Annotated in this window: 18 protein-coding genes and 1 riboswitch; of the genes, 9 read left to right on the forward strand and 9 right to left on the reverse strand. The window is 46.9% G+C overall.

Features of this window, described 5'->3' with window-relative positions; genetic code table 11:
* From WKT10_RS14065 to WKT10_RS14095, 7 genes are all read left to right on the forward strand, one after another.
* Positions 1-977: amidohydrolase family protein (locus WKT10_RS14065; protein ID WP_340277889.1), on the forward strand; the 977-nt coding region annotated here is incomplete at its 5' end.
* A gap of 14 nt (positions 978-991) precedes the next feature.
* Positions 992-2173 carry a PucR family transcriptional regulator gene (locus WKT10_RS14070; RefSeq protein WP_340277891.1) on the forward strand — a complete coding sequence of 394 codons (1182 nt, stop codon included), beginning with the start codon at positions 992-994 and terminating at the stop codon, positions 2171-2173.
* Positions 2174-2187: 14 nt separating this feature from the next.
* On the forward strand, positions 2188-3537 hold the full coding sequence (locus WKT10_RS14075; RefSeq protein WP_337933371.1) for a Na+/H+ antiporter NhaC family protein: 1350 nt from the start codon (positions 2188-2190) through the stop codon (positions 3535-3537).
* Between the two features lie 18 nt (positions 3538-3555).
* Positions 3556-4185, forward strand: a complete 630-nt coding sequence (locus WKT10_RS14080) for a cytidylate kinase-like family protein (protein WP_337933369.1) — start codon at positions 3556-3558, stop codon at positions 4183-4185.
* A 165-nt stretch (positions 4186-4350) separates the two neighbouring features.
* The gene (locus tag WKT10_RS14085; protein WP_066543406.1) at positions 4351-4569 is read left to right on the forward strand and encodes a spore coat associated protein CotJA; all 219 of its coding nucleotides are present in this window, start codon (positions 4351-4353) and stop codon (positions 4567-4569) included.
* On the forward strand, positions 4562-4864 hold the full coding sequence (locus WKT10_RS14090) for a spore coat protein CotJB (protein ID WP_066543408.1): 303 nt from the start codon (positions 4562-4564) through the stop codon (positions 4862-4864). Before WKT10_RS14085 ends, WKT10_RS14090 begins: the two co-directional genes overlap by 8 nt.
* A complete protein-coding gene (locus WKT10_RS14095; protein WP_066543410.1) occupies positions 4864-5481 on the forward strand; it encodes a manganese catalase family protein in 618 nt (205 codons plus the stop codon). Before WKT10_RS14090 ends, WKT10_RS14095 begins: the two co-directional genes overlap by 1 nt.
* Before the next feature lie 62 nt (positions 5482-5543).
* Here WKT10_RS14095 and WKT10_RS14100 read toward each other — a convergent pair whose 3' ends face one another.
* From WKT10_RS14100 to WKT10_RS14130, 7 genes are all read right to left on the reverse strand, one after another.
* Positions 5544-5873 (reverse strand): SCP2 sterol-binding domain-containing protein, encoded by a 330-nt coding sequence (locus tag WKT10_RS14100; RefSeq protein ID WP_066543550.1) that lies wholly within the window; start codon positions 5871-5873, stop codon positions 5544-5546.
* 112 nt (positions 5874-5985) lie between these two features.
* Entirely contained in the window at positions 5986-7038 is a 1053-nt protein-coding gene (locus tag WKT10_RS14105) for a hypothetical protein (RefSeq protein WP_337933354.1), read from the reverse strand.
* Between the two features lie 11 nt (positions 7039-7049).
* Positions 7050-12557 (reverse strand): fibronectin type III domain-containing protein, encoded by a 5508-nt coding sequence (locus WKT10_RS14110; RefSeq protein ID WP_340277899.1) that lies wholly within the window; start codon positions 12555-12557, stop codon positions 7050-7052.
* 167 nt (positions 12558-12724) lie between these two features.
* Positions 12725-14059 (reverse strand): NADP-specific glutamate dehydrogenase, encoded by a 1335-nt coding sequence (gene gdhA, locus WKT10_RS14115; protein WP_066543425.1) that lies wholly within the window; start codon positions 14057-14059, stop codon positions 12725-12727.
* Between the two features lie 160 nt (positions 14060-14219).
* On the reverse strand, positions 14220-15344 hold the full coding sequence (locus tag WKT10_RS14120) for a slipin family protein (protein WP_337433884.1): 1125 nt from the start codon (positions 15342-15344) through the stop codon (positions 14220-14222).
* Between the two features lie 87 nt (positions 15345-15431).
* Complete coding sequence (locus WKT10_RS14125) at positions 15432-15608, reverse strand: hypothetical protein (RefSeq protein ID WP_167544847.1); 177 nt, start codon at positions 15606-15608, stop codon at positions 15432-15434.
* Positions 15609-15835: 227 nt separating this feature from the next.
* On the reverse strand, positions 15836-17071 hold the full coding sequence (locus WKT10_RS14130) for an RtcB family protein (protein WP_337933337.1): 1236 nt from the start codon (positions 17069-17071) through the stop codon (positions 15836-15838).
* Positions 17072-17193: 122 nt separating this feature from the next.
* Here WKT10_RS14130 and WKT10_RS14135 point away from each other — a divergent pair, with 122 nt between their 5' ends.
* Complete coding sequence (locus tag WKT10_RS14135; RefSeq protein ID WP_340277901.1) at positions 17194-18459, forward strand: WYL domain-containing protein; 1266 nt, start codon at positions 17194-17196, stop codon at positions 18457-18459.
* The gene (locus tag WKT10_RS14140; RefSeq protein ID WP_337933333.1) at positions 18446-19453 is read left to right on the forward strand and encodes a WYL domain-containing protein; all 1008 of its coding nucleotides are present in this window, start codon (positions 18446-18448) and stop codon (positions 19451-19453) included. Before WKT10_RS14135 ends, WKT10_RS14140 begins: the two co-directional genes overlap by 14 nt.
* A 90-nt stretch (positions 19454-19543) precedes the next feature.
* On the opposite strand, the gene adhE is transcribed toward WKT10_RS14140, so the two are convergent.
* Together adhE and metK are read right to left on the reverse strand one after the other, a co-directional pair.
* Positions 19544-22156, reverse strand: a complete 2613-nt coding sequence (gene adhE / locus WKT10_RS14145; RefSeq protein ID WP_066543556.1) for a bifunctional acetaldehyde-CoA/alcohol dehydrogenase — start codon at positions 22154-22156, stop codon at positions 19544-19546.
* 418 nt (positions 22157-22574) lie between these two features.
* Positions 22575-23762 carry a methionine adenosyltransferase gene (gene metK / locus WKT10_RS14150; RefSeq protein ID WP_066543466.1) on the reverse strand — a complete coding sequence of 396 codons (1188 nt, stop codon included), beginning with the start codon at positions 23760-23762 and terminating at the stop codon, positions 22575-22577.
* Positions 23763-23947: 185 nt separating this feature from the next.
* Positions 23948-24086: riboswitch (SAM riboswitch) on the reverse strand.
* Positions 24087-24182: the final 96 nt, after the last annotated feature.

Consider the following 24182-nt stretch of genomic DNA (forward strand, 5'->3'; position numbering starts at 1 on the left):
TAGATGAGATTAAAGCCCGGGCTATTATTGCAGTAAAAAAAGAACTGGCTCACGGCGTACAGTTTATCCGTACACATGCCGATGTAACCGATCCCTCCCTTACCTCTCTAAAGGCCATGCTGGAATTACGGGAAGAGCTTAAAGATCTTGTTACGATTCAGATTGTTTCTTTTCCCCAGGAGGGTATGTATGCCTACAAAGGCGGACAGGAACTGGTTGAAGAAGGCCTGAAGATGGGGGCTGACTGTGTAGGCGGCATTCCCCATTTTGAACTGGCCAGAGAGTTCGGCGAACAGTCAATCCACAGTATTGTAAATCTGGCGCTGAAGTATGACCGAATGATCGATGTACACTGTGATGAAACCGATGACGTGCAAAGCCGTTTTCTGGAACTGCTCAACGCCCTTGTTCTTATGGAAGGGATCGGCAAAAAGACAACTGCCAGCCATACATGTTCTTTTGGCTCTGCCGACAACAGTTATGCCTTTAAACTGATGAAAAACCTGAAAAAATCCGGCTTGAATTTTATCTCCTGCCCTACGGAAAACATATACCTTCAAGGACGTCAGGATACTTATCCCAAACGCAGAGGACTGACACGGGTGAAAGAACTCTTTGAAAATGGCATTAACGTGTGCTTCGCCCAGGACTCCATTCAGGATCCCTGGTATCCTCTTGGAAATGGAAATCTGATGAATGTTCTGGATAATGGAATCCATATTGCCCAGATGATGTCCTTTGAAGAGATCGACCGCTGTCTTGACCTGATCACTGTCAATGGCGCGAAAACCATGAATCTTACCAATTCATACGGCATTGAAGCCGGTAAGCCCGCAAACTTTATTGTTCTGGATGCAAAAAATGAATTTGAGGCTGTCAGTGAACGGGCAGATGTTTCTGCAAGTATAAGGAACGGTGAATTCCTGTTTAAAAAAGCTCCCGTTTCCTATGAGATACAAAATGATTTTATGAAATAGCAGGAGATTTATAAATGTTTCGATGCAAAGATCTGCTCCTTCTTCCCTCCATGGCCAAGGCGCGCCCTCTGGCAGGCAAAGAAGGTATGAACAACCTGATTCGATGGGTGTATAAGCCTGAAGATATGAACTTTTCCAAATGGGTTCATGGAAATGAGCTTCTGATCGTAAGCCTTCCCGTAATCAAAAACCCTCATTTCAATCTGTACCGGCTATTGGAAAAAGCAATCTCACTGCATATGTCAGGTATGCTTCTTTTAGTAGGGGAACATTATATATCAACCATACCCGACAACATACTTTCGTATGCCAACCAGCATGATTTTCCCATTTTTTCCATATCCGGAGACATTCCTCTTATTGATATCTTTGAAGAAATCGGCCATGCCATTGCCTATGACGATCAAAGAGAGAGGATGGACAGCGGAATTTTTGCCAATATTATTTTGGGAAATCCCATTAATCCAGACCATTTTATCCGGCGATGCCAGGAACAGGGGTATGATATCCTGAGTCTCCAGCAGGTGTTTATACTTAAGCTTGTCTGTCCTGCTTCTTCTCAGACCTGCGACTGCGACCACATCATGGAAGTTCTTTTGTCCGGCTTTCAGGCGCAGGGAATTCCCGTGCTCCTGTCGCGGTTCGGCAATAACTGCATCGGATGTTTCAGCAGCCCCCTGAAAAAGGATCCGCACATTATGGAAGTCCACAAAAATATCTCTGAATATGCTGAAAAAAATCACCCCGGCTGGATGCTCCGCATGGGGATCAGCTCCATATCCGATCGTGTGGAATCCCTTCATAACAGTTATGAGGAAGCTTCTCAGTGTATACAGCTTATGGAACTTTTGAATTATAAAGCAGGTCTGCTTTTCTACGAGGATACCGAACTCTACCGTCTGTTTCTTTCCCTTCCCGGAAACCAGCCTGCCGCAGACTTTGTAAAACACACTCTGGATCCCATTCTGGAGTATGACAAAGAAAATCACACAGATCTCTTGCAAACACTGAAAAGCTATCTGTGGAATAATAACAGCCTGCTCCATACATCGGAAGAACTCCATATGCACCGGAATACCGTCAATTACCGGATAAAGCGGATTGAAGAGCTGACCGGACGATCTGTTGAGGATGCTGACACAAAACTGGCTTTTATGAATGCAATTCTGTGCAAACTTCTTTTACCTTCTGCCTGAAAGGAGGCAAATTTATGAATTTAGGTATGATCGCAGTATTCCTTGTAATCATCATTGTAATCGGTTCTATTCTTACCAGAAAATGCGAACCTTTCCTGATAGGAGGCTCTATTGCTGGCGCTGTATTTTTATACAGACAGAATTTTCTGCCCCAATGGGTTACAATTCTGGAAAATGTCATGAGCAGCGAGGCCTATCTTATTCTGGTATGCGGATTGTTCGGAAGTATTATCGCACTTCTCACCGCGTCAAAAGGAAACTATGGTTTTTCCAAGCTGGTGTCCCGTCTGTGCAATACGGAGCGCAAAACCCTTATAACAACGGTAATTCTGGGAATTGTTATTTTTATTGACGATTATCTGAATGTGCTTTCCATCGGCACAGCCATGAAAGGGGTTTATGACAAGAGAAAAATCCCCCGTGAAACTCTGGCTTACCTGATCGACAGTACCGGTTCTCCTGTCTGTGTGCTGATCCCTTTTTCATCCTGGGCCGTATACTTTGGATCTATCTTTTTTTCTCAGGACAGCGTACAGGCTCTGGGCTGCTCCACCTGGCTTGAGGCTTATGTAAAAGCCATTCCCTTCTGTATCTATCCTATCGTTACGCTGATCATCCTTTTTCTTTTTTCATTCGGTTTCTTCCCAAAGCTTGGAAAAATGAAGGAAGCCTATGAGCGCGTGGAAAAAACCGGGATGGTTTATGGTGAATCCAGCCGCAAATACAATCTGAATGAAGAAAGCGGAGAGGACGGAAACATCTGGGATTTTATTGTTCCTATGGCTGTTCTGGTTATAGTTGCTGTTGCAACCGGCAATCTGGTTGTAGCGCAGGTCGTCACCCTTCTTGCAACCCTTGTTTTTTATCTGGTTAAAAAGGTTTTAACTTTCAGCGAATACTGGGACTGCTTTTTAAACGGCTTCAGCGATATGCTTCCTATCGTTACGTTGATTATTTCTGCCCTTACCTTTCAGCAGATTGCTTCTGAGATGAAAATGACCGAATTTTTTATTGCCATTACCCGACCTGTTCTTTCTGCCCATCTCTTCCCCATGATCGCGTTTATCATCGTGTCGGTTCTGGCATTTATGATCGCAAATGCCTGGGGTGTTTGTTCCCTGGTTGCTCCTGTCCTGCTTTCTATGGGCACTTCTGCAGGAGCAAGCCCGGTTCTGATCATGGCGGCTATCCTTTCCGGCTGCGTATTCGGAAACCATGCCTGCTTCTATTCTGATACAATGGTTCTTTCCTCACAGGGAAGCGGAATGGACAACTTTGACCACGCAATGTCTCAGCTCCCCTATTCGCTCATCGCAGTTGCTGTAAGCGTAATAGGCTTTTTAATTCTGGGTTTTATATTCTGACAGGAAGGGGAATAAAAAATGGAACAGGAAAAAAAATGTATTATAACCATTACCCGCCAGTTTGGAAGTCTTGGACGTCCCATTGCAAAGCTGGTAAGCGAAAAACTGAACATTCAATATTATGACAGGGACATTGTCGAACAGGCGTCTGAACAGCTTTGTCTTCCGGTATCCCAAATCGATCAATTGGAAGAAAAGGCTGAAAAAGCTACCAGAAACGGCTTCATGCGCATGATGTATCCTCTGGGCACTCAGACGAGCGCTATGCAGAATAAAATATTTGAAGCACAGAAAAATATCATGCGTTTTCTGGCCGAACGCGAATCCTGCATCATAGTGGGACGCTGTTCTGATTTTATATTTGCAAAAAATCCCAACAGTCTCCATATTTACATCTATGCTCCCTATGAAGCCCGTCTGGAAAACTGCGTTAATACGCTGAATCTAAGCGAAGCAGAGGCAAAACGGATGATTCAGTCTGTTGACCAGGCACGGGATCAATACCATATGCACTACGCCGGTTTCCTTCCCAATGACCCCAGATTTAAAAACATTATGATCGACAGCAGTACCTTTGGAACCAATGAAACAGCTGATTTTCTGGCAGATGGAATTCGAAGAAAATTTCCATATATTTTCCAGAAATAGAATAGACGCGGCAAATTCCTTTTCTTCCGTTCATTCCCAAAAGGAGCCTTATGAAACCGGGACATACTAAGATCAGCGCCCGGTTTCCGGCGCCGGGGTTTTCAGGCAGGTTTTAGGATCTTGAAAGCCCCGATCCACATGTTCAGAAAGAGAGGTACTATTTAAATGAACCTGTATCGAGACGAAACCGCTCCTTACGCTGCTGTCTGCGGATACGAAAGAAATTCCCCGTTTCCCGGCGAAAAGCTGACGCTTGCAATCGCTGCAGTTCCTACCCAGCCCTGGGAAACGCCCCTTTCTCCGGCTGTGGGACTGAAGCAGGGGAGTATCTTTCCGAGCCTCGTGCTCCCGTTTTTTAAGGAAGGAGGAAACGCTCATGTCTGACCGTAAAGCCATGTTAAAGGAACTTCAGGAAATCAGCTTTACTGCCGATGATCTAAACCTATACCTTGATACCCATCCTCTGGATATGCCTGCACTTGAAGCCTTTATGCAGGCAAATACCAGACGGAAAAACCTTCTCGAACAATTTGCCAGGGAATTTGAACCCCTTACCAGAGACTGTGTCTGCCCTGATACAAACAATCAGTCCGGCTTCTGTACCGACTACCCCGGACAGAAACATTTTACCTGGACCGACGGGCCTCTGCCCTGGGATCGTGAAGGAGGTGTTCTCTGATGTGGATCTATGAAAAGCGTCTCCAGTATCCTGTCAATATAAAAAAGACCTGTCCCAAAACCGCATCTCTGATCATCAGTCAGTTTGGCGGTCCGGACGGTGAATTAGCTGCTTCCATGCGTTATCTTTCCCAACGCTACACCATGCCATGCAGAGAAGCAGCGGGGCTTTTAACGGATATCGGCACAGAAGAACTGGCTCATCTGGAAATCATCTGCGCTATGGTATTTCAGCTTACCAAAGACCTGACGGCAGAACAGGCAAAGACAGCCGGATTTGATGCTTATTATATTGACCATGCCACCGGACTGTGGCCTGCGGCTGCCGCAGGCATTCCCTACAATGCCTGTGAATTCCAGTCTAAGGGAGACGCCATCACAGACCTTCATGAAAACCTGGCTGCAGAACAGAAAGCCCGGAGCACCTACGAAAACCTTATCCGCATTATTGATGATCCGGATGTACTGGATCCACTTCGATTTCTGCGTGCCAGGGAAATCGTCCATTTCCAGCGGTTCGGTGAAGCTCTGGAAAAGATAAAGGACAGCCTGGACAGCAAAAACTTCTATTTCTTCAATCCTGAATTTGATAAACAGTTTACAGCAGAGGCAAAATAAGTCCAAAACAGCCGGCAGGAGCCTGAATCCGGATGCTCCTGCCGACTGCTTTTAATTTTATTCTATTTATTTTTCTTCACAAAGCTTTGCAGCTTCATGGCTTTTTCCAGATTTCCTTCAACCCTCAGTTTTCCTGTGGTAAAAGCAAAGATTGGGTCCAGCTTTCCGCCTGCCAGCTTAAAAAGCGTCTCTGCGCTGCAGGTAAAAATGGCATCTCTGTCATAGTATTCGTAGGGCTCTACATAAAGTACGCCTTCCTTTACCTCAGCATAAAAAGCGCCTTCTCCTTCACCTGCAATATTAAACTGGAATGCCAGATGCTCCTTTTCCCCGCTTACATCTGCCTCCATAAAAATTTTCTTTACCTGTGAAAATACTTCTTCGTATGTCATACCCTCTTCTCCTTTTTTTTTACGCCCCTTTAATATACCATAATTTTCCTTTTGTTTCCAGAAAAAAACTCCGCGGCAAAACCATAAAAGGCTACCGCGGAGTTTTTTTGTATTACTGCTTTAACTGTACATTCCCATCTATAATCCACTCGCCGTTTTCATTTACCATATAGCCGTCCGGCGTCATTCCATTCTTTATCATGGAACCAACCGGGCGGTTGGGAGCAGGAGTATCCTGGAAGTAATAGCACTTTCCATTGATCCAGTTCCAGCCCGTGTACATAGAACCGGCTCTGCTGTCGTTCTGGTCATGGAGAAAATAAGTATTTCCGTCACGGTCTGTAAACCAGCCGCTGTTCATGTAGCCCTCGGCATTAAAATAATACCATGCCTTAAAACCATTTGAGGAGCATTCATACCAGCTGTCTGCAGGATATGTGCCGTCTAAAGGAGCGAACCACCAGCCCTTTTCGTTCTGCATCCACTGACCGTTCGGCTCAGGAGCCTCCTCCTTTTGAGGCTGGACTTCATACTCATAAACCTCTTCCTCATCCTCGCTGTCCTCATAAGATGGAGGAATCATGGTTTCCGGATCTGTAGTTTCCGGAACAGTTGTTTCCGGAACGGTAGTTTCTGGAACGGTGGTTTCTTCCTCTTTTTTAAGGATCATTTCATATGGCTCAAAATCTCCAAACTCTGTGATCATCCCCTTTTCATGGAACCGGTCTACAATCTGGAAATCATTCTCATCTACGGAAATCGTCACATTTTCATCCGATTTTATGGTAATGGTTCCAAGAAGGACCTTTTCTCCCTTTTCAAGGACGGTATCCCTTCCGGCTACATACAGCTTCATGGTTTGATCTTCCTCATTGTACCGTTCTTCATGAACCGATACCTTCTCCCCCTTAAAATCAGATCCGAATTTAAAAACAGGCTCCTCTGACAGATCTTCCTTACTGTCAAAATTCAGTGTCAGGCTGAAGGCCTTAATTTCCTCGAACGCTTCCTTTTCCTGAAGCTCCAGATACATACTTACTACATTTTTGCTCTTCTTTTCCCATGTGATCAGGCTGTGCTTTTCCGCCCGTGTCAGCACGGGCGGGATCAGCACAAGAAGAAGGCAGATAATGGCCAGACAGCCGAAAATTGATTTCTTCTTCATATTTTTCTATCTTATTCTCCGTTGTTTGGTGTTTGACTGTTTTCCAGCTTGATGGTCGGAATAGGATCCGGAACTGCCGGAACCGCCATAAATGGGGTATCGCTTACAAGGCGGTCGCCTTCATTGGTTTCCCCATTCTGGACACGATAAAGCTCTGCCCGAACCTTTTCAGGACGTTCCACCATGTCATTCTGATCCTTAGGCTCAATATAGTAAATCCAGCTTCCTTCAGAGACCTCTCCTAACTGTCCGTCCTTTGGATCGGGAGCCAGGATCAGCTGATCTGCAGCTGTATCTCCGTCCTTGTCCTTTCCGCCGACCACATTGCCCTTTTCATCATAGAGGATCACCATGTTATAAGCAGGATTTCCTTTATAGCGTCCTGTAAATACGATGGAACCCTTGGGGATTCTGGTTGCATTGCTTCCAGTACGTTTTTCGCCGGAATACGCTGCTGTGCCTTCTTCACTGCCATTATCGCTTCCGGAATGCTCAAACACCGCATCCTCTGCCAGGATTCCAAACTGATCCAGCTGAACACTGTCGCCGATGGGGCTGAGAATATCGATCTCCGAAGCTGAGAAGCGGTCAGAACCAAGAGCAGTGATCTTCACATAGGCTGCATCATAGATATAGTACCTTCCGTCATTTTCCTTGTCAAAATGTACGGCTGCAACGCCATTTTCCAGCCGGAAGGTTCCTTTTTTAATCTCCTTCCAGTCTGTTCCGTCTTCGCTGATGGAAATGGAGTAAGCCCTAATCGGCTCCCCGGTTCCTTTATATGTGTATTTCACGCCTGCAATGGCTTCTGTTCTGCCAAGGGAAATGACTGCCTGAGCGTCCTCTGTCCTTTCCTCCGCTTTTACTGTTCCCTCATACACAGTATCCAGATCATTGTCAATCATGGTTTTTGCGCTGCTGACAGTTCCGCTGCAGGACTGGTTAAACTGGTTTTCCTCGCTGTTTACATCCCCGTTTACCTCTTCATCCGCTTTAGACCAGGTATTTACGGTAATGCTCCAGCCTGCCTTATCCATGCTTCCGTCATGGGAAACCAGGATCTCATCAGCCAGGACATAAGCCTTTGTAGGCATCATGCACCAGTCGATTCCTCTTACCTCGTATCCAACCACCCTGTTATTGATTCCGGAAATCACATCTGTAAAGGTATCCTCCTGGGTAAAGCCCACAACCTGGCGCTCTTCCTTTCCGTAGCGGCGCTGGATCCGGGTAATCTCATAGCCGAAAAGCGTTCCACTCATGGCAGCTCCGTCTTTTCCATGAGCTTCCATGGTAAGGGTCACGCGTCCTGGATCCGTTTCATCCTGATGCGCTGTGGCTGCTACTTCTACAGATTCTGCGATACTGCTTCCACCCTCTGCACGGTATGCCCTGGCCTCATCATTGATATAGTAAATCGTTCTCTCTTCTGCGTCAAACTGCTCTGCGTATTTCCTTGTAACCGCATCAGGGATCATTCCCCAGCGTGTGAAGAATTCAAGCACGTTCTTTTCAGCAGCCGCGCAGGCCAGACGCATAAGCTTATTGTCCTTATCCGCTCCGTCCAGAGTCAGCTTTACTCCATCCGGTGCAGGTGCGCGGCTTATATCTCTTGCATAAGAATCAATGCGGGCAAAGATCAGGTTCTTTCTCTGCTCCCCATAATCCTCATAGGTCTTAAAGTTATATCCATCGTCATAAGCCAGATGAAGCTGCCAGTACATTCCCAGCTGGTCGCTGCTTCCGCCCTTTGTTCCTGAAGTTACCTTTCTGTAAGCGTCCTCATATTTGAAACGCACAGAATCGTTGGTATCCTTTGCCTGAGCCAGGATCGAATAGTAGTTATTTGTGACCTCAGCCACAGCGTACGCGCCTTCGTTGATGATATGGCCGATTTCATGGGCAATTCCCCATCCAAAGTAGCTTCCGCTTACATATTTGCCATTATCCGACTGGATCGGCTCTGATCCACCTAACAGCGCGCAGGAATCCCACTCAATACCAATATGAAGACCGCCTGCATACATAAATGCGCCTGCAAACATTCTCTGATAACGGATATTTAAACGTGTTGTTGGAAGCTTGTCCTTCTCATAGGTTTTTCCTCCGGTAACCGGAGCCGCATTTAATCCCTTATGCTGATAGAACAGATGAATCATCTCATCCATAGCCATAAGAGACTGATACAGCTTCTCTGCTGCTTCATCCTGAGATTCACCATTTCCCGCAATGGACTTATATACCTGCTTAATGGGAATCGAAAACACCATCTGATCCAATACAATATCCGTTGCACCTAAAATACAGTTTCTTTCGTCATAGTCCAGACCGGAAATGGCGCTGTGAGAGTCCTCACTGTCAGAGTTCTCATTATGCATCTCCTCTATCTTCTGGACGTATTCCGCCATTTCTGCCACATAGGCGTCTGTCAGTTCTTTGCGTTCCTCTGCAGTCTCTGCCCGTGTCACATCCAGAACCGGATACTGAGAACCGCCGATTACGCGGACTGCATAAATCTCATTGGGGTTATTTCCGGTGTACTCTATATACAGAGCTCCGCCTTTTTCCACACCCAGACTTGAAACGGCAGGAACTGTAATTTCATTAAAGCCTACCTTCAGGGATGTTACTTTTTTCTGTAAATGGCTGGCTTCTGAATGGTACTGAGTTGCATAAAGATCCAGATTTGTATTGTCTCCAGTACGTCTTCCGGGAGCTCCTACATAGACTACAACCTTCTCTCCGGCCAGAGCTGCTGTTCCCAGAGGCTGCCATCCATTGAGACCGGCGCTGAAGGTAATATGGCTGTCATATTTCTTGGATACCCCAGTATCTATATGAATCACCTTATAAGACTCATTATGATCCAGGATCTTCTCCGCATTGTCCAGCTCCTTCAGGATCAGATCTCTCTTGGGAGTCATTTCTCCGCTTACAGGATCTACCTCGTCAGCCCTGATCCTCAGCTCAGTGATCTGTTCCTGTGTAACATCCTCGCGAAGAGTCATATGCAGATCGTCCGTATACAGGGACAGAACCTCATTTAAAAGCTCATCATACTCATAAAAACGGATTTCTGCAATACTGATATAGCGGGTAGAGCTGGGTACAGCCGTATTAAGCTGAATCTTATCTGCCTCAAATGGCTTATCTGCCAGAAATTCATAATATTTCTTTCCGTTTTTATCCAGACCCTCCCGGACAGTGAGACGCCCGTTTATGATCTGAGGTTCATTTTCTTCTCCGTTCCAGGCACGGACACGGACTGCATTAAAATCATTTTTCTGATTCGGGCCTGCAGTAAATGCAATAGTATCCATAATATAGGGCTGATCCAGCGTCACAATAGGGCCTCTGTAACTATAGTAAGCGCCGGAATCCCAGTCATCCAGCTCCCATAAAGAATAGGGATCACCGTCTGCCACATCACCCGGAACACTTGTTACAGAACCGGTGACAATGGATACCTCTTTAATATGCTCTGTTAATGCCTGTCCTTCCTTCGGCTCTGTGTTGATCAGACGGTAAGCGGGCATTCTTGCCGCTTCCACTGTAATCGTACTTCCAGAGTATATCACAGACTGAGGACTGTCTCCCAAAGGATTATGACCGATCATATAGATCTCATACTCCGTCTTATCTTCCAGACCGCTGATGGTTGTGCTTGTGCCTGTAAGCTCACCAAGCATTGTAAACTCGTCTTCTGTACCCGCCTTGCGGTAATACAGGCTGTAGCTCTTTGTATCCTTCATCTTTTTCCATGAGATATGAAGGCTCTTATAGCCTCCCTCAATGGAAATATTTTCCGGTGCTGGTGGCGGACCGTCCGGTTCCGGTGTTACGGCAATCTGAGCGCTGTAACTGCTCTTCCAGCTTCCGTTTACAGAACGAACCTTTACCAGAAACGTCTCATAATTCAACAGTTCTTTTCCATTAAATTCATCAACTGTCAGCGTATTTACCGTTGTTTCGATAATTTCTGTTTTTCCATTATTTGTAATGGAAACCTCATAGCCTGTAATATTTACCTCTTTATCCCATGTAAGGGTAAAGATCTTGCTTCCGATCTGTGCGCTTACATTCTGAGGGATATTCTGGGCTGGCGGCGGGATGCGGTCCTTCATATCGCCTAAAAATTCCACCTGGCTGATTTCTGCCAGATTTCCTTCCGATACGGTTCCCGTTACCTTAATACGGATCTTTTTCACAGGCTTCTGATTCTTCAGATCAATCAGGATCGCACCGTCTGCATCGATCATGGCAGTCGCACCGCTTCGGAAGGAACGGCGCTTTTTAGTTCTCGCATACCTGTCAATGGTTACTGCGATCTTCTCGCCGTCAGTCAGCTCTGCTTCTACCTCACCAGTGCTGATCGCGCCCTCGGAATCAGGCGGAGACTGAATTACAATTCCTCCGATCACCGGCTGTCTGGAAAGATCCAGCTCCAGTTCAACCGGATAAGCCTCTGAAATTGGTTCATCTATCTCGCTGTCCGCGTGCTCCAGTGTTATGGAGCTTTCTGTATCATTATTAAACAGATCCTGTACCGTTCCCTCTACCTTTGTGGCATTGCTTTTTGTCGCTTCACTTGGAGATGCAAGGGTTACATCGCCTTCCTGAACCGTGATCGAACGTTCAATCGTAGAAACCGGATATTTATTATCGCTGCCTTCCTTTCCTTTATAAAGGCTGGCAAAATACTGCAGATCCACCAGGTCGATTTCTCCGTCACGGTTTAAATCCATGCCTTCCTCATCCATACCTGTGAGATTGCCCTCATAAACAGCATCTACCAGAGCATTCATATCCTCTTTATCAATCACGCCGCTTCCGTCCACATCACCCATACGGATCAGGCCCGGATGAGCGGAGGAAGAATATTCATAATCACCGTAATCATTTAAAATCATGATCTTGGAGGTATCATCCCTGACCTCTATGGTCTGTTCATATGGAAGATATCCTTCGGCTGTTACCTCAAGCACATACATTCCATTTGGAACATTCTCAAAGGTCTCATTTTCCTGCTGTCCCTCTCCCGATTCCTCTTCAGGCATCAGGCTGATGGTAAGAGAATCCTGGTAAATATCCCCGTCTTCGTTCGCTCTTGCCTTTTTGGATACGACTTCATTTAATTCAACATTAAAATCCACAGCAGACATTACAGGCAGCAGGGTTCGTATTTCCACCATAACAGCGCCTCTGTGCTCTTTTCCCAGCTTTACCGGCTCACTGGGACTTGCAGTGGGAACTGATTCTGTCTCTGTTCCTCCATCCTCTTCATCTTCCTGCCGATGGCTTTCAGATGAACTTGCAGTGGGAATCGTTTCTTTCTCTGTTTCCTCAGTCTTCGTTTCCTCGTCCCTGCTGTCTGATTCCAGACCGGGGATTTTGCTTTCCTCCAGGGCTTCCATTTGCCCTGCTGATTCCGGCAGCTGCGCTCCATAGGCGTTAAAGGCGCCAAGGGGAAGCTGCAGGCCAATACAGGCAGCCAGCACACATGCCAGTTGTCGTTTCATTTCTGCTTCTCCTCTTCTTTTTTGTTTCGTTTTTGTAACCAAATGCACCTTAGTATATCAGGAAATGTTTGTCATTTCAATTGTTTTTTTACTTTTATTTCCATATAAAAACTCCCGCGCATATACCGTTTCCGTTTATGCGCGGGAGTTCATTTTTTCATTCTGTTTTATACAATTCCCTGACCCAGCATAGCCTCAACAACCTTCTCAAAGCCTGCAATATTGGCGCCTGCCACATAGTTTCCGGGAACGCCGTAGCGCTCTGCCGCATCCGCAGCCTTTGCAAAAATATCGGCCATGATCTTATGAAGTCTCTCATCTACTTCCTCAAAGGTCCAGGACAATCTTAAAGAGTTCTGGCTCTGCTCCAGACCGGAGGTTGCAACGCCGCCTGCATTTGCTGCCTTACCGGGCATAAAGAGAATCTTCTTCTCAACAAAGAGATCAGTTGCTTCTCTGGTGGAAGGCATATTTGCACCCTCTGCCACTGCAAAGCAGCCATTTGCCAGAAGAGCTTTTGCATCCTCCAGATTCAGCTCGTTCTGCGTTGCACATGGAAGAGCAATATCGCAGGGAACTGTCCAGATGCCCTTTCCTTCTGTATATACAGCAGAAGAAACTGCCTCTGCATACTCCTTAATGCGGCCTCTGCGCACTTCCTTGATCTCCTTTACAACATCCAGCTTAATGCCTTCCGGATCGTATACATAGCCGTTGGAATCGCTCATGGCAACTACCTTTGCGCCAAACTGCTGTGCCTTCTCAACTGCATAGATGGCAACATTTCCGGAACCGGATACGATTACCGTCTTTCCTGCAATCTCCTTGCCGTTGTGCTTTAACATCTCATCCAGCATGTATACAAGGCCATAGCCGGTCGCCTGGGTTCTTGCCAGAGAACCGCCGAAGGTCAGTCCCTTTCCGGTGAGAACGCCCTCATATAAGCCGGTCAGTCTCTTGTACTGGCCGAACATATATCCGACCTCTCTTCCGCCTACGCCGATATCGCCTGCGGGAACGTCCGTATCCTTGCCGATATGACGGTACAGTTCTGTCATAAAGCTCTGGCAGAAGGCCATGATCTCACGGTCGGATTTGCCCTTTGGATCAAAGTTGGAGCCGCCCTTTCCGCCGCCCATAGGAAGACCGGTCAGAGAATTCTTTAAGGTCTGCTCAAAGCCCAGGAATTTAAGAATACTCTGGTTTACGGAAGGATGGAAACGAAGTCCGCCCTTGTAAGGTCCAATGGCGCTGTTAAACTGCACTCTGTAGCCTTTATTGACCTGCACATTTCCCTGATCGTCCACCCACGGCACACGGAACGAAATAATGCGCTCCGGCTCTGTAAAACGCTCCAGGATGCCCGCTTTGCGGTACTTTTCCTCATTTGCGTCGATCACCAGCTTTAAGGAATCCAAAACTTCCTTTACTGCCTGGTGGAATTCCGGCTCACCGGGATTCTGTGCTACCACTCTCTCATAAATCTCATCAACATATGACATGGTACTGATCCTCCTTTGGTTTTTGTTGGGGTATGCGCCCGGTTTTAAGCGGACGTATATGGGATACTCCATCTTTCGATGTACATTTTAGGGACAGTATAGCAAGTTAACTTGCTAAAGTCAAGAAGGAATTTCATATGTTTAAAACAAAGCCGGGATTCTACCTCCCGGCTTCCTTTCGTTCCATCCCCACCAGCTCCGCCAGCTGTTCCATCACGCCTTTTCCGCCATTAATAGAAATCGTCCCCACCTTATCGCAGATCCGCTCCAGATACTCCATCTCCTTAAGCTTAAAGAGGGTCTGGTTTTCATCCATCAGCCTTGCGGTATTTAAGAGGCTTCTGGTAGAAGCTACCTCCTCCCTTCGGGTGATAACATTGGCCTGGGCGCGTTTTTCCGCCAGAAGCACAGTATTCATGATCTCCCGTATCTCCCCCGGAAGGATAATATCCTTGATTCCCGCAGAGACGATTTCCACGCAGTAATCCTCCTGCTTCTTTTTCATCTCCTCCAGCACATACTGGCTGATCTCCTCCTTCTGCTCCAAAAGCTCATCCAGACGGAACCGTCCTACATATTCCCTGAGGATCAGCTGCGCATGGGTATAGAGCTGTGTTCCCACATTTTCCACCAGCATTACCAGCCTGCGGGGATCTGTGATCCTGTAAGTGCAGATCACATTCAGCCGCACCCCCACCTTATCTGCTGTCAGTATCTCCTGACCGGAAATTTCCAGCTGCTGAAGCTTCAGATTAAATACTTTGCAGGTAGTTTCCCTTCCGTAATTCCAGAAAAAGTAAGTTCCCGTTTCCAGCTGCCGCTCAAACTGATTGTCAAAGTACAAAAGCCCGGTCTCTCCGTCCTTAATCACAATTTTCTTATAGTATTTGGCAGGCATCAGCTCCATATACATCCTGGGAAGGGTTTCTTCCATCCATGGCTTTGTGATATCAATCACCTGAAATTCATTTTTCTCAAATACATTCCAAAACAATGTCTCCGGCTTACAGACCACCTCTCTGAACGCTCCATTTACAAACCGGATGGCAATGGATGTATCCGGAAGCACATTTTTTACCACACGGGAAGCAAATTCCGGATTCTTCATCAGGATTTCCTCCGGAATCCCACAGGTATTTACAGCCCCGGTCATGGGAACAATTTTTACCTCACAGCCGGACAGGCTGAGAAAATAGTAGGTTCCCACAGTCAACAGCTTCTCAAAGCGGCCCCTGCGGATCAGATAGCCGCACTCATTTTCATTGATCTTATATTTCTTTATCATAGGTACCTCCCTGTTTCACAAACAATTTCCCTGTTTCATACAGAAAATCCTGCGCCATGCTTCGTCCCCGGCCCAGGGGGCTGTTTCTTAAGCCCAAAGGGCAAAGGACTCCAAAACTTCCTTATCCCGGCTCCTTTGGGCGGTATCCGAAACTGCACAGGCCTTGCCGGAGACTGCCGCGATGCTGCCTGCAGCCGAAGCAAAAAGCGCATTCTTTCTGTGGCCCTGCAGCCTTTTGACTGCAAAGCCGTGCTCCTGTGACATTTTTAAGATGTCTCTTAACGATTGCTATACCCGCTTAGCTACATGACTTGCCATCATGGCAGGATTTGAACCTGCGGCCCATCGTGCTGACTATATGCTGTCCTGCCGGAATACCAAAACGCCATAGGCGACGGCACCGGGGAGCCAGGAAATACTCCTCCCATGGGCAGAACTGCCTGTATCTGACACCGGCCCTCCTGCCCTGCAGGTGCCGGACTCTTCCATCATTATCCCTTTACCACCCCTACGGTCTTCAGCCGTTTGACCGGGGTTACCAGATCCGTTTGGGCGTTCATTACCTGATCGATATCTTTATAGGCAAACCGGCTTTCCTCTGCCACATCTGCCTTTCCCTTCTTTCCCAGAACCACGCCCTGTTTTCTCAGATCCAGGATTACATCCTCACAGGAAAAGGCTTCCATAGCGCCTTTTCTGGAATATTTCCGCCCTGCTCCGTGAGAACAGGAACAAAAACTCTCCTGATTCCCCTTTCCCATCACCACATAGCTGTAAGAACCCATGGCGCCGGGGATAACCGCCAGTTCGCCGTTTTCTGCCCTTACCGCGCCTTTTCTGTGCACCCATACCTCTTTTCCATAGTGTGTTTCGAGGGATGCATAATTATGATGACAGTTAATATCGCCGGAAAACTTCAAATCCAGCTCCGTATATTTTCCAATATACTTTTCCAGGATCGCCTTTACTGCCAGCATCATCTTTTCCCGGTTTTCCTTTGCAAAATCCATGGAAAGCTGCATCCAGCGCAGATACTGGCGGCCCTCCGGGCTGTCCACGGGCAGAAAAGCCAGCCTGTATTCATCCGGCACCTGGCTGTACCATTTCTGGTTCAGCTGACGGGCCTTATAATGAAAATAGTCGCAGACGGATTTTCCAAAATGACGGCTGCCGGAGTGAATCATCACTGCCAGCATCCCCTGATCATCCTCCTGAAGCTCAATAAAATGATTTCCTCCGCCCAAAGTTCCGATCTGAAAATATCCGGCCTCCAGCTGTCCCAAAAGCTCTGTATCCTCCTCATACAGGTTCAGCTCTTCCAGTGCCCGATCCATGGTATAAGAGGGCATCCCCAACTTATGATGGGCAAAGCCCACGGGAACATTTCTCATAATATCACCGATCACCGCCTGGATCAGCGTTCCGTTCCCGGTCTGGATCTCCCGAATGGCCTCTAACGGAATATTGGTTTCCGTATATGCCATCCCGCAGCCAATATCCACACCCACTGCATTAGGGATGATCACTCCCTCTGCAGCGATCACACCGCCGATGGGCATTCCCATTCCTGCATGGGTATCCGGCATCAGATTGACCCATTTATGGAGAAATGGAAGCTGTGCCAGGTGGTATGCCTGTTCCCTGCAGGTCTCTTCCAAATCCTTTTTATCCTCAAGCCATACCTTTACCGGCAATCTCATGGCATCCTTTTCATACATTACGAACATATCCTGCACATCCTTTCATTTCTTATCATGGCTTTATCTTAGCCTGATTTTCCATTTTTATCATTTAAAAAAAGGTGCGAACCCGCTATAATGGAGCTATATCACCCTATGGAGGGATCTATATGGCAGAATTTCAGGAGCTTATCAAAAACTTTGACCGGATCCGGGATTATATGCGCCAGTTTTATATTTATGGATTTAAGGTGAGAAATGATTTTGACTCCCACTGCGCCCGGACCTATGACAACGAACGGAGGCGGATCGAGAGCTGGCTGGGCGATTACACCTGCTCTTCCTATACGACCAAGGGAAAACAGGTCTACATCAATATCGACAGTAAGACAGTGCCCGAAAATCCCCTCTATGCGGCCTGGAAATCGAAAAGCTTTACGGATAATGATATCCTTCTGCACTTTTTCATTCTGGATCAGCTCACCGATCATCCTCAGGGAATGAATGCCTCTGCCCTGAGTGATGAAATTTCCCTTACCTACGGCGTTGCCTTTGACCCCCAGACCGTGCGGCTGAAGCTGAAGGAATACGAATCTCTGGGACTGCTGTGCTCTCATAAAGAAGGAAAAAACCTTATCTATCAGATGCTCCCACCCCAGTTTCCCCATGACTCTCCCTTAAATGATACTCTTTTAACCGCTGTTTCCTTTTTTCAGGGAACCGCCCCTTTCGGGTTTATCGGGAGCACCATTCTGGACTGGCACGACCGGAAAAATACCTTTTTTCAGTTCAAGCATCATTTTATCGTACATACCCTGGAAGATCAGGTGCTCCTGCAAAGCCTTACAGCCATCCGGGAGCACCGTTTGATCGACTATGAAAATAAGAGTTTCCGTTCCGGGAGCATTTCCTCCCAGTCCGGCGTTCCCTTAAAAATCTTTGTAAGCACCCGTACCGGAAGGCGCTACCTCTGTCTGTACCTTCCATCTCTGCGGAGGTTCCACAATGCTCGTCTGGATTCCATTCTCTCCATTACCATTAAGGAGCCCTGGGAAGACTATGAACGAACCTATGAGGCGCTGCTGGCAAATATAAAGCGCTGCTGGGGCGTTTCCTTCGGAAGCGGAAGAAGCCGCCTGGAAACCATCTGCCTGCGCCTTTCTATTGATGAAGAAAAAGAACCCTATGTTTTAAAACGCCTTTATCGGGAGGGGAAAGGCGGAGAAATCCTAAAAATACGGGAGCATGAATATCTGTATACGGGAGCATTTTTCGATACCAATGAACTTCTGTCCTGGGTAAAGTCCTTTACCGGGCGCATTCTGGATATTCAGGGAACCTGTGAACCTGCCATCCTTAAGGTCACAAGAGACTGGGAACGGATGTATCAGATGTACTGCAGCGAAGAAAAGGAAGAAACAAATGGAACTGTTTAATGAGATATACAGCTGTTACTACCACACGGTCCGCCATATTTTGGCGGAAGCTGCCGGCCATTCAGTGAACATGAAAGAAATGGAGCAGATCTGCAAAAATCAGGCCTTTCAGGAAACAGCCCTGGCTGTACTCCCGAAACTTACAAAGGGAGAGTGGCCCCTTCTTTTCCCCTCAAAGGAGCATCCTGGCTGCTATGAAAGTGCCCTGCATTTTTCTCCTCCCGAACTGCCGCTGACTGCACTTCAGATGTCCTGGCTGGCAGCTCTGATCCATGACCCGCGCTTCCGGCTCTTTTTTACGGATGAAGAATTAAAAACTCTTTCAGAATCCCTAAAGGGATTTGAACCGCTGTATCAGCAAGAAAATTTTTACTATTACGACCAGTTTTGCGACGGTGATTCCTATGCTTCACCTTCCTACCGGGAGCATTTTCAGGCAATTTTAAAAGCCCTGAGGGAGCATCATATCCTTTTTATTGGATATGAAGGCAAAAAAGGAATCTGCCATTCCTTTGAAGTCACCCCCTATCAGCTCCAGTACTCCTCCAAGGATGACAAATTCCGTCTCTGCTGTCTGCAGTACCGACGGGGACGCTGCGGCCTAAATACCATTCTCAACCTGGAACGGATCCGTGACTGCCGCGTTTCCCCTGACCTCCTTTCGGACAGCGATATACAGACTCTCTCCTGCCACCGCTTTCTCCCGGTCCGCAAAGCAAAAGAGCCCGTTCTCTTAAAAATAACCGGAGAACGGAACTCTCTTGAACGCTGTATGCTTCACTTTGCCAGCTACGAAAAGCATACGGAATACCATGAAGAAGGCAAATACTGGCTGTGCTCCATTTACTATGATACCGCAGATGAAACGGAGCTTCTCATCGATATCCTTTCCTTCGGCCCCGTAATAGAGGTTCTGGGGCCAGGCTATTTCCGCAGTATGGTGAAAAACCGGGTGAAACGGCAGCATGAGCTTTTGTATGGAACGGTGGAGTAAATATTTCTACGCGAACAGGCCGCCTGCCCTAACCGGACAGACGGCCTGTTCCAAACACAAAGGATAAAGGTTCACCCTCAATGGGTTCGATTATTTTCCGTAATAAGCTCTTAAATACATATCCTTGATCTCGCTCATGAGAGGATATCTTGGGTTGGCGCCGGTACACTGGTCGTCGAAGGCCTGCTCCGTCATATCATCCAGTCTGTCTAAGAAGTCTTTTTCGTCAATGCCGTAATCCTTGATGCAGGACTTCACGCCAACAGCCTTCTTTAACTCCTCGATCTTCTCGATCAGCTTCTTCACAGCCTCTTCATCGCTGCCTGCATTGATTCCGCAGAATCTTGCACACTCAGCGTATCTTGCCATGGTATGAGGATACTGGTACTGGGAGAAAGTTCCCATCTTGCGTGGATTCTCAGCAGCGTTGAACTCAACTACCAGAGAGATCATCAGCGCATTTGCAATACCGTGGGGCAGATGGTGGAATGCTCCCAGCTTATGTGCCATAGAGTGGCATACGCCCAGGAATGCGTTCGCAAATGCCATACCTGCCATACAGGATGCGTCTGCCATCTTCTGGCGTGCCTCAACATTGTTTGGCTCATTGTAAGCGATCGGCAGGTAGTCAAATACGTTCTTCATTGCCTTTAATGCAAGTCCGTCTGTATAATCCGTTGCCATAACAGAAGCATATGCCTCTAATGCATGGGTTAAAACATCAACGCCGGAAGCGCTGGTTAAGCCTCTTGGCTGGCTCATCATGTTGTCAGTATCAACAATCGCCATATTTGGAAGCAGCTGGTAATCAGCCAGAGGATACTTGATGCCGGTTTCCTGATCAGTGATAACGGCAAATGGAGTAACCTCAGAACCTGTACCGGAAGAGGTAGGAACAGCTACGAAATAAGCCTTCTCACCCATCTTCGGGAAGGTATAAACTCTCTTGCGGATATCGATAAAGCGCATTGCCATATCCATGAAATCTGCTTCCGGATGCTCGTACAGTACCCACATGATCTTTCCTGCATCCATTGCGGAGCCGCCGCCCATTGCGATAATTACATCCGGCTCAAATTCTTTCATCAGTTTGGCGCCTGCCTGTGCATTTGCCAGAGTAGGATCAGGCTGAACGTCAGAGAATACGGTATATGTGATTCCCATTTCATTTAAACGGTCTGTAATTACATTTGTGTAGCCGTTCTTGTACAGGAAGGAGTCTGTTACGATAAAGGCTCTCTTCTTGCCCATTACATCCTTTAATTCGTTTAATGCTACAGGCAGACAGCCCTTCTTAAAGTAAACCTTCTCAGGTGTACGGAACCACAGCATATTTTCTCTCCTCTCAGCAACAGTCTTAATGTTCAGCAGATGCTTAACGCCAACGTTCTCAGATACGGAGTTTCCGCCCCAGGAACCGCAGCCCAGTGTAAGAGACGGAGCCAGCTTAAAGTTGTACAGATCGCCGATACCGCCGTGGGAGGAAGGTGTATTTACAAGAATACGGCAGGTCTTCATTCTTTCTGCATGCTTCATCATCTTTTCTTTTTCATTTACATTGATGTACAGAGAAGAGGTATGGCCGTAGCCGCCGTCTGCTACCAGACGCTCTGCCTTATCCAGAGCCTCGTCAAAGGTCTTAGCCTTGTACATAGCCAGTACAGGAGACAGCTTTTCGTGAGCAAACTCCTCGCTGATATCTACAGACTCAACCTCGCCGATGATAATCTTTGTATCAACCGGAACATCCACACCTGCCAGCTTTGCGATGGTGTATGCAGACTGTCCTACGATCTTTGCATTTAATGCCCCGTTGATCAGGATGGTCTTTCTTACCTTTTCAATCTCACCCTGCTTTAAGAAATAGCAGCCTCTGTATTCAAATTCCTTCTTAACAGCCTCATATACAGGCTCCAGAACAGTTACAGACTGCTCAGAAGCACAGATCATACCATTATCAAAGGTCTTGGAATGGATAATGGAGTTAACTGCCATACGGATATCAGCCGTATCGTCAATGATAACCGGCGTATTTCCAGCACCAACGCCCAGCGCAGGCTTACCTGAAGAATATGCAGCCTTAACCATGCCCGGGCCACCAGTTGCCAGGATGATATCAGCGTCTCTCATTACCTCATTGGTCAGCTCCAGGGAAGGAACGTCGATCCATCCAATGATCCCCTCAGGAGCGCCTGCCTTAACAGCAGCCTCCAGCACAACCTTGGCAGCCTCAATGGTACTCTTCTTTGCTCTTGGATGTGGGGAAATGATGATGGCATTGCGTGTCTTTAAGGAAATCAGTGTCTTAAAGATTGCAGTGGAGGTTGGATTTGTAGTAGGGATAACAGCTGCGATCAGGCCGATTGGCTCTGCAATCTTCTTTATACCGTACTCCTTATCCTCCTCAACCACACCAACGGTCTTTGTATTCTTGTATGCATTGTAGATATACTCAGCTGCGTAGTTGTTCTTGATTACTTTATCCTCAACCACGCCCATTCCGGTCTCTTCTACCGCCATCTTTGCCAGCGGAATACGCATCTTATTCGCTGCGCTTGCTGCCGCGAAAAAGATCTTATCTACCTGCTCCTGTGTGTAGGTTGCAAATACCTTCTGAGCCTCGCGCATTGCTGCCATCTTGGCGTTCAGTCCCTCTACGCTGTCAATGATCTCCGGAACTACCTGCTCGGTCTTCTTTGCCATTTCCATTTCCTCCATTTTCCTTGTGTTTGTGTTTGTATTCGGAATGTTTGTCAATTTATTAACAATTTAACTATCCGCATTATATAACATCGTTAAAAAAATGTCAACCATATTTTTTCTTTTTTCAGGTTTTGCGCAAATTTTTAGTCTCAGAGCATACTCTATCGATTCACCAATGGCAAAAAGATTGTTAAATATATAACACCATTTTGGATATTTTGTATAATTTTAAAACCTATCCACTGCTATTTTATAAATTATGGTAAAATATACCTGGCAACTATAAAAATAAAACTGTAACATAAGGAGTGATTTTCTATGTTTCGGCCAATGCCACGTTACGGACAGCAGCTGGAGCTGAAAAAAGGCATCTGCACGCCGATACATACCATTGTGCAAATGCCTTTTTGTATTCTTATTACAGATATTTTTTAAGGGTATCCACCTTATCTAACTTCTCCCAAGGAAGGTCAAGGTCATTGCGGCCAAAATGTCCGTAAGCAGCAGTCTGCTTATAGATCGGACGACGCAGATCCAGCATACGGATGATTCCAGCCGGACGAAGGTCAAAGTTCTCGCGGATGATCTCTACCAGCTTCTCCTCACTGAGCTTTCCTGTTCCGAAGGTCTCTACCATAATAGAGGTTGGGTGAGCCACGCCGATTGCATAGGACAGCTGGATCTCGCACTTATCAGCCAGACCGGCAGCTACGATATTCTTAGCCACATAGCGGGCCGCATAAGCTGCAGAACGGTCTACCTTGGTGCAGTCCTTACCGGAAAATGCGCCGCCGCCGTGACGTGCCGTTCCGCCGTAGGAATCTACAATAATCTTGCGTCCGGTCAGACCGCTGTCTCCGTGAGGTCCGCCGATTACAAAGCGTCCTGTAGGATTGATAAAGAACTTTGTATTCTCATCTACCATATCTGCAGGAATAATCTCATCAAATACATACTTCTTGATATCTGCATGGATCTGCTCCTGAGTTACATTCTCATCATGCTGAGTGGACAGAACCACTGCATCCAGACGAACCGGCTTTCCATTCTCGTCATACTCTACTGTAACCTGAGTCTTTCCGTCCGGACGAAGATACTTTAAGGTACCGTTCTTTCTTACCTCAGTCAGTCTTCTAGCCAGCTTGTGAGCCATGGAAATAGGATATGGCATATACTCCTCTGTCTCGTTGCTTGCATAGCCGAACATCATACCCTGGTCGCCTGCACCAATGGCGTCCAACTCTTCCTCGGACATACGGTTTTCCTTTGCCTCAAGAGCCTTATCAACACCCATAGCAATGTCGGAGGACTGCTCGTCAATGGCGGTAATCACGCCGCAGGTATCACAGTCAAAACCATATTTTGCACGGTCATAGCCAATCTCGCGAACCGTCTCTCTTACGATCTTCTGGATATCTACATATGCCTTTGTGGTGATCTCGCCCATAACCAGCACCAGTCCTGTGGTGGTCGCTGTCTCGCAGGCAACACGGCTCATGGGATCCTGCTCCATTAAAGCGTCTAAAATCGCATCAGAAATCGCGTCGCACATTTTGTCCGGATGGCCTTCAGTTACAGATTCAGATGTAAATAATCTTCTCTCCATCAATCATTCTCCTTTTCTTTGCTGTAAAATAAATACATACTGTACTGTGTTTCGTGTCATTTAAGCAGGTGTAATCCTCTGCCCTCTGGCAAAAAGAAAAGTCCGCAGCAACGGCGGACTTGAAAATATCAGATCTTCAAATCCTCTTATTGCTCGATCAAGCACATCAAAAAGCTCTTTTTAAAACTTTATAAGCTGCACTCCTCGCTCAGGCTGGCACCTTCCGGCCCTTTCGCACACCGCATAAGCACTGCTTACGGGATACTCAACCGGGGTTGCCGTGACTTCACAGGTCCTTTATACCTCCATCACTCTGAATAAGGGATATTTACGAACGTTTTCTATTGTGAAATGACTACTAGCATATATTAAATCATTTTTTCTTTCCTGTCAATATACATTTTTCCGCGCAAAAAATCC

This window comes from Enterocloster sp. HCN-30185 (genome assembly GCF_037890305.1).
In the GTDB taxonomy this organism is placed as follows: Bacteria; Bacillota; Clostridia; order Lachnospirales; family Lachnospiraceae; genus Enterocloster.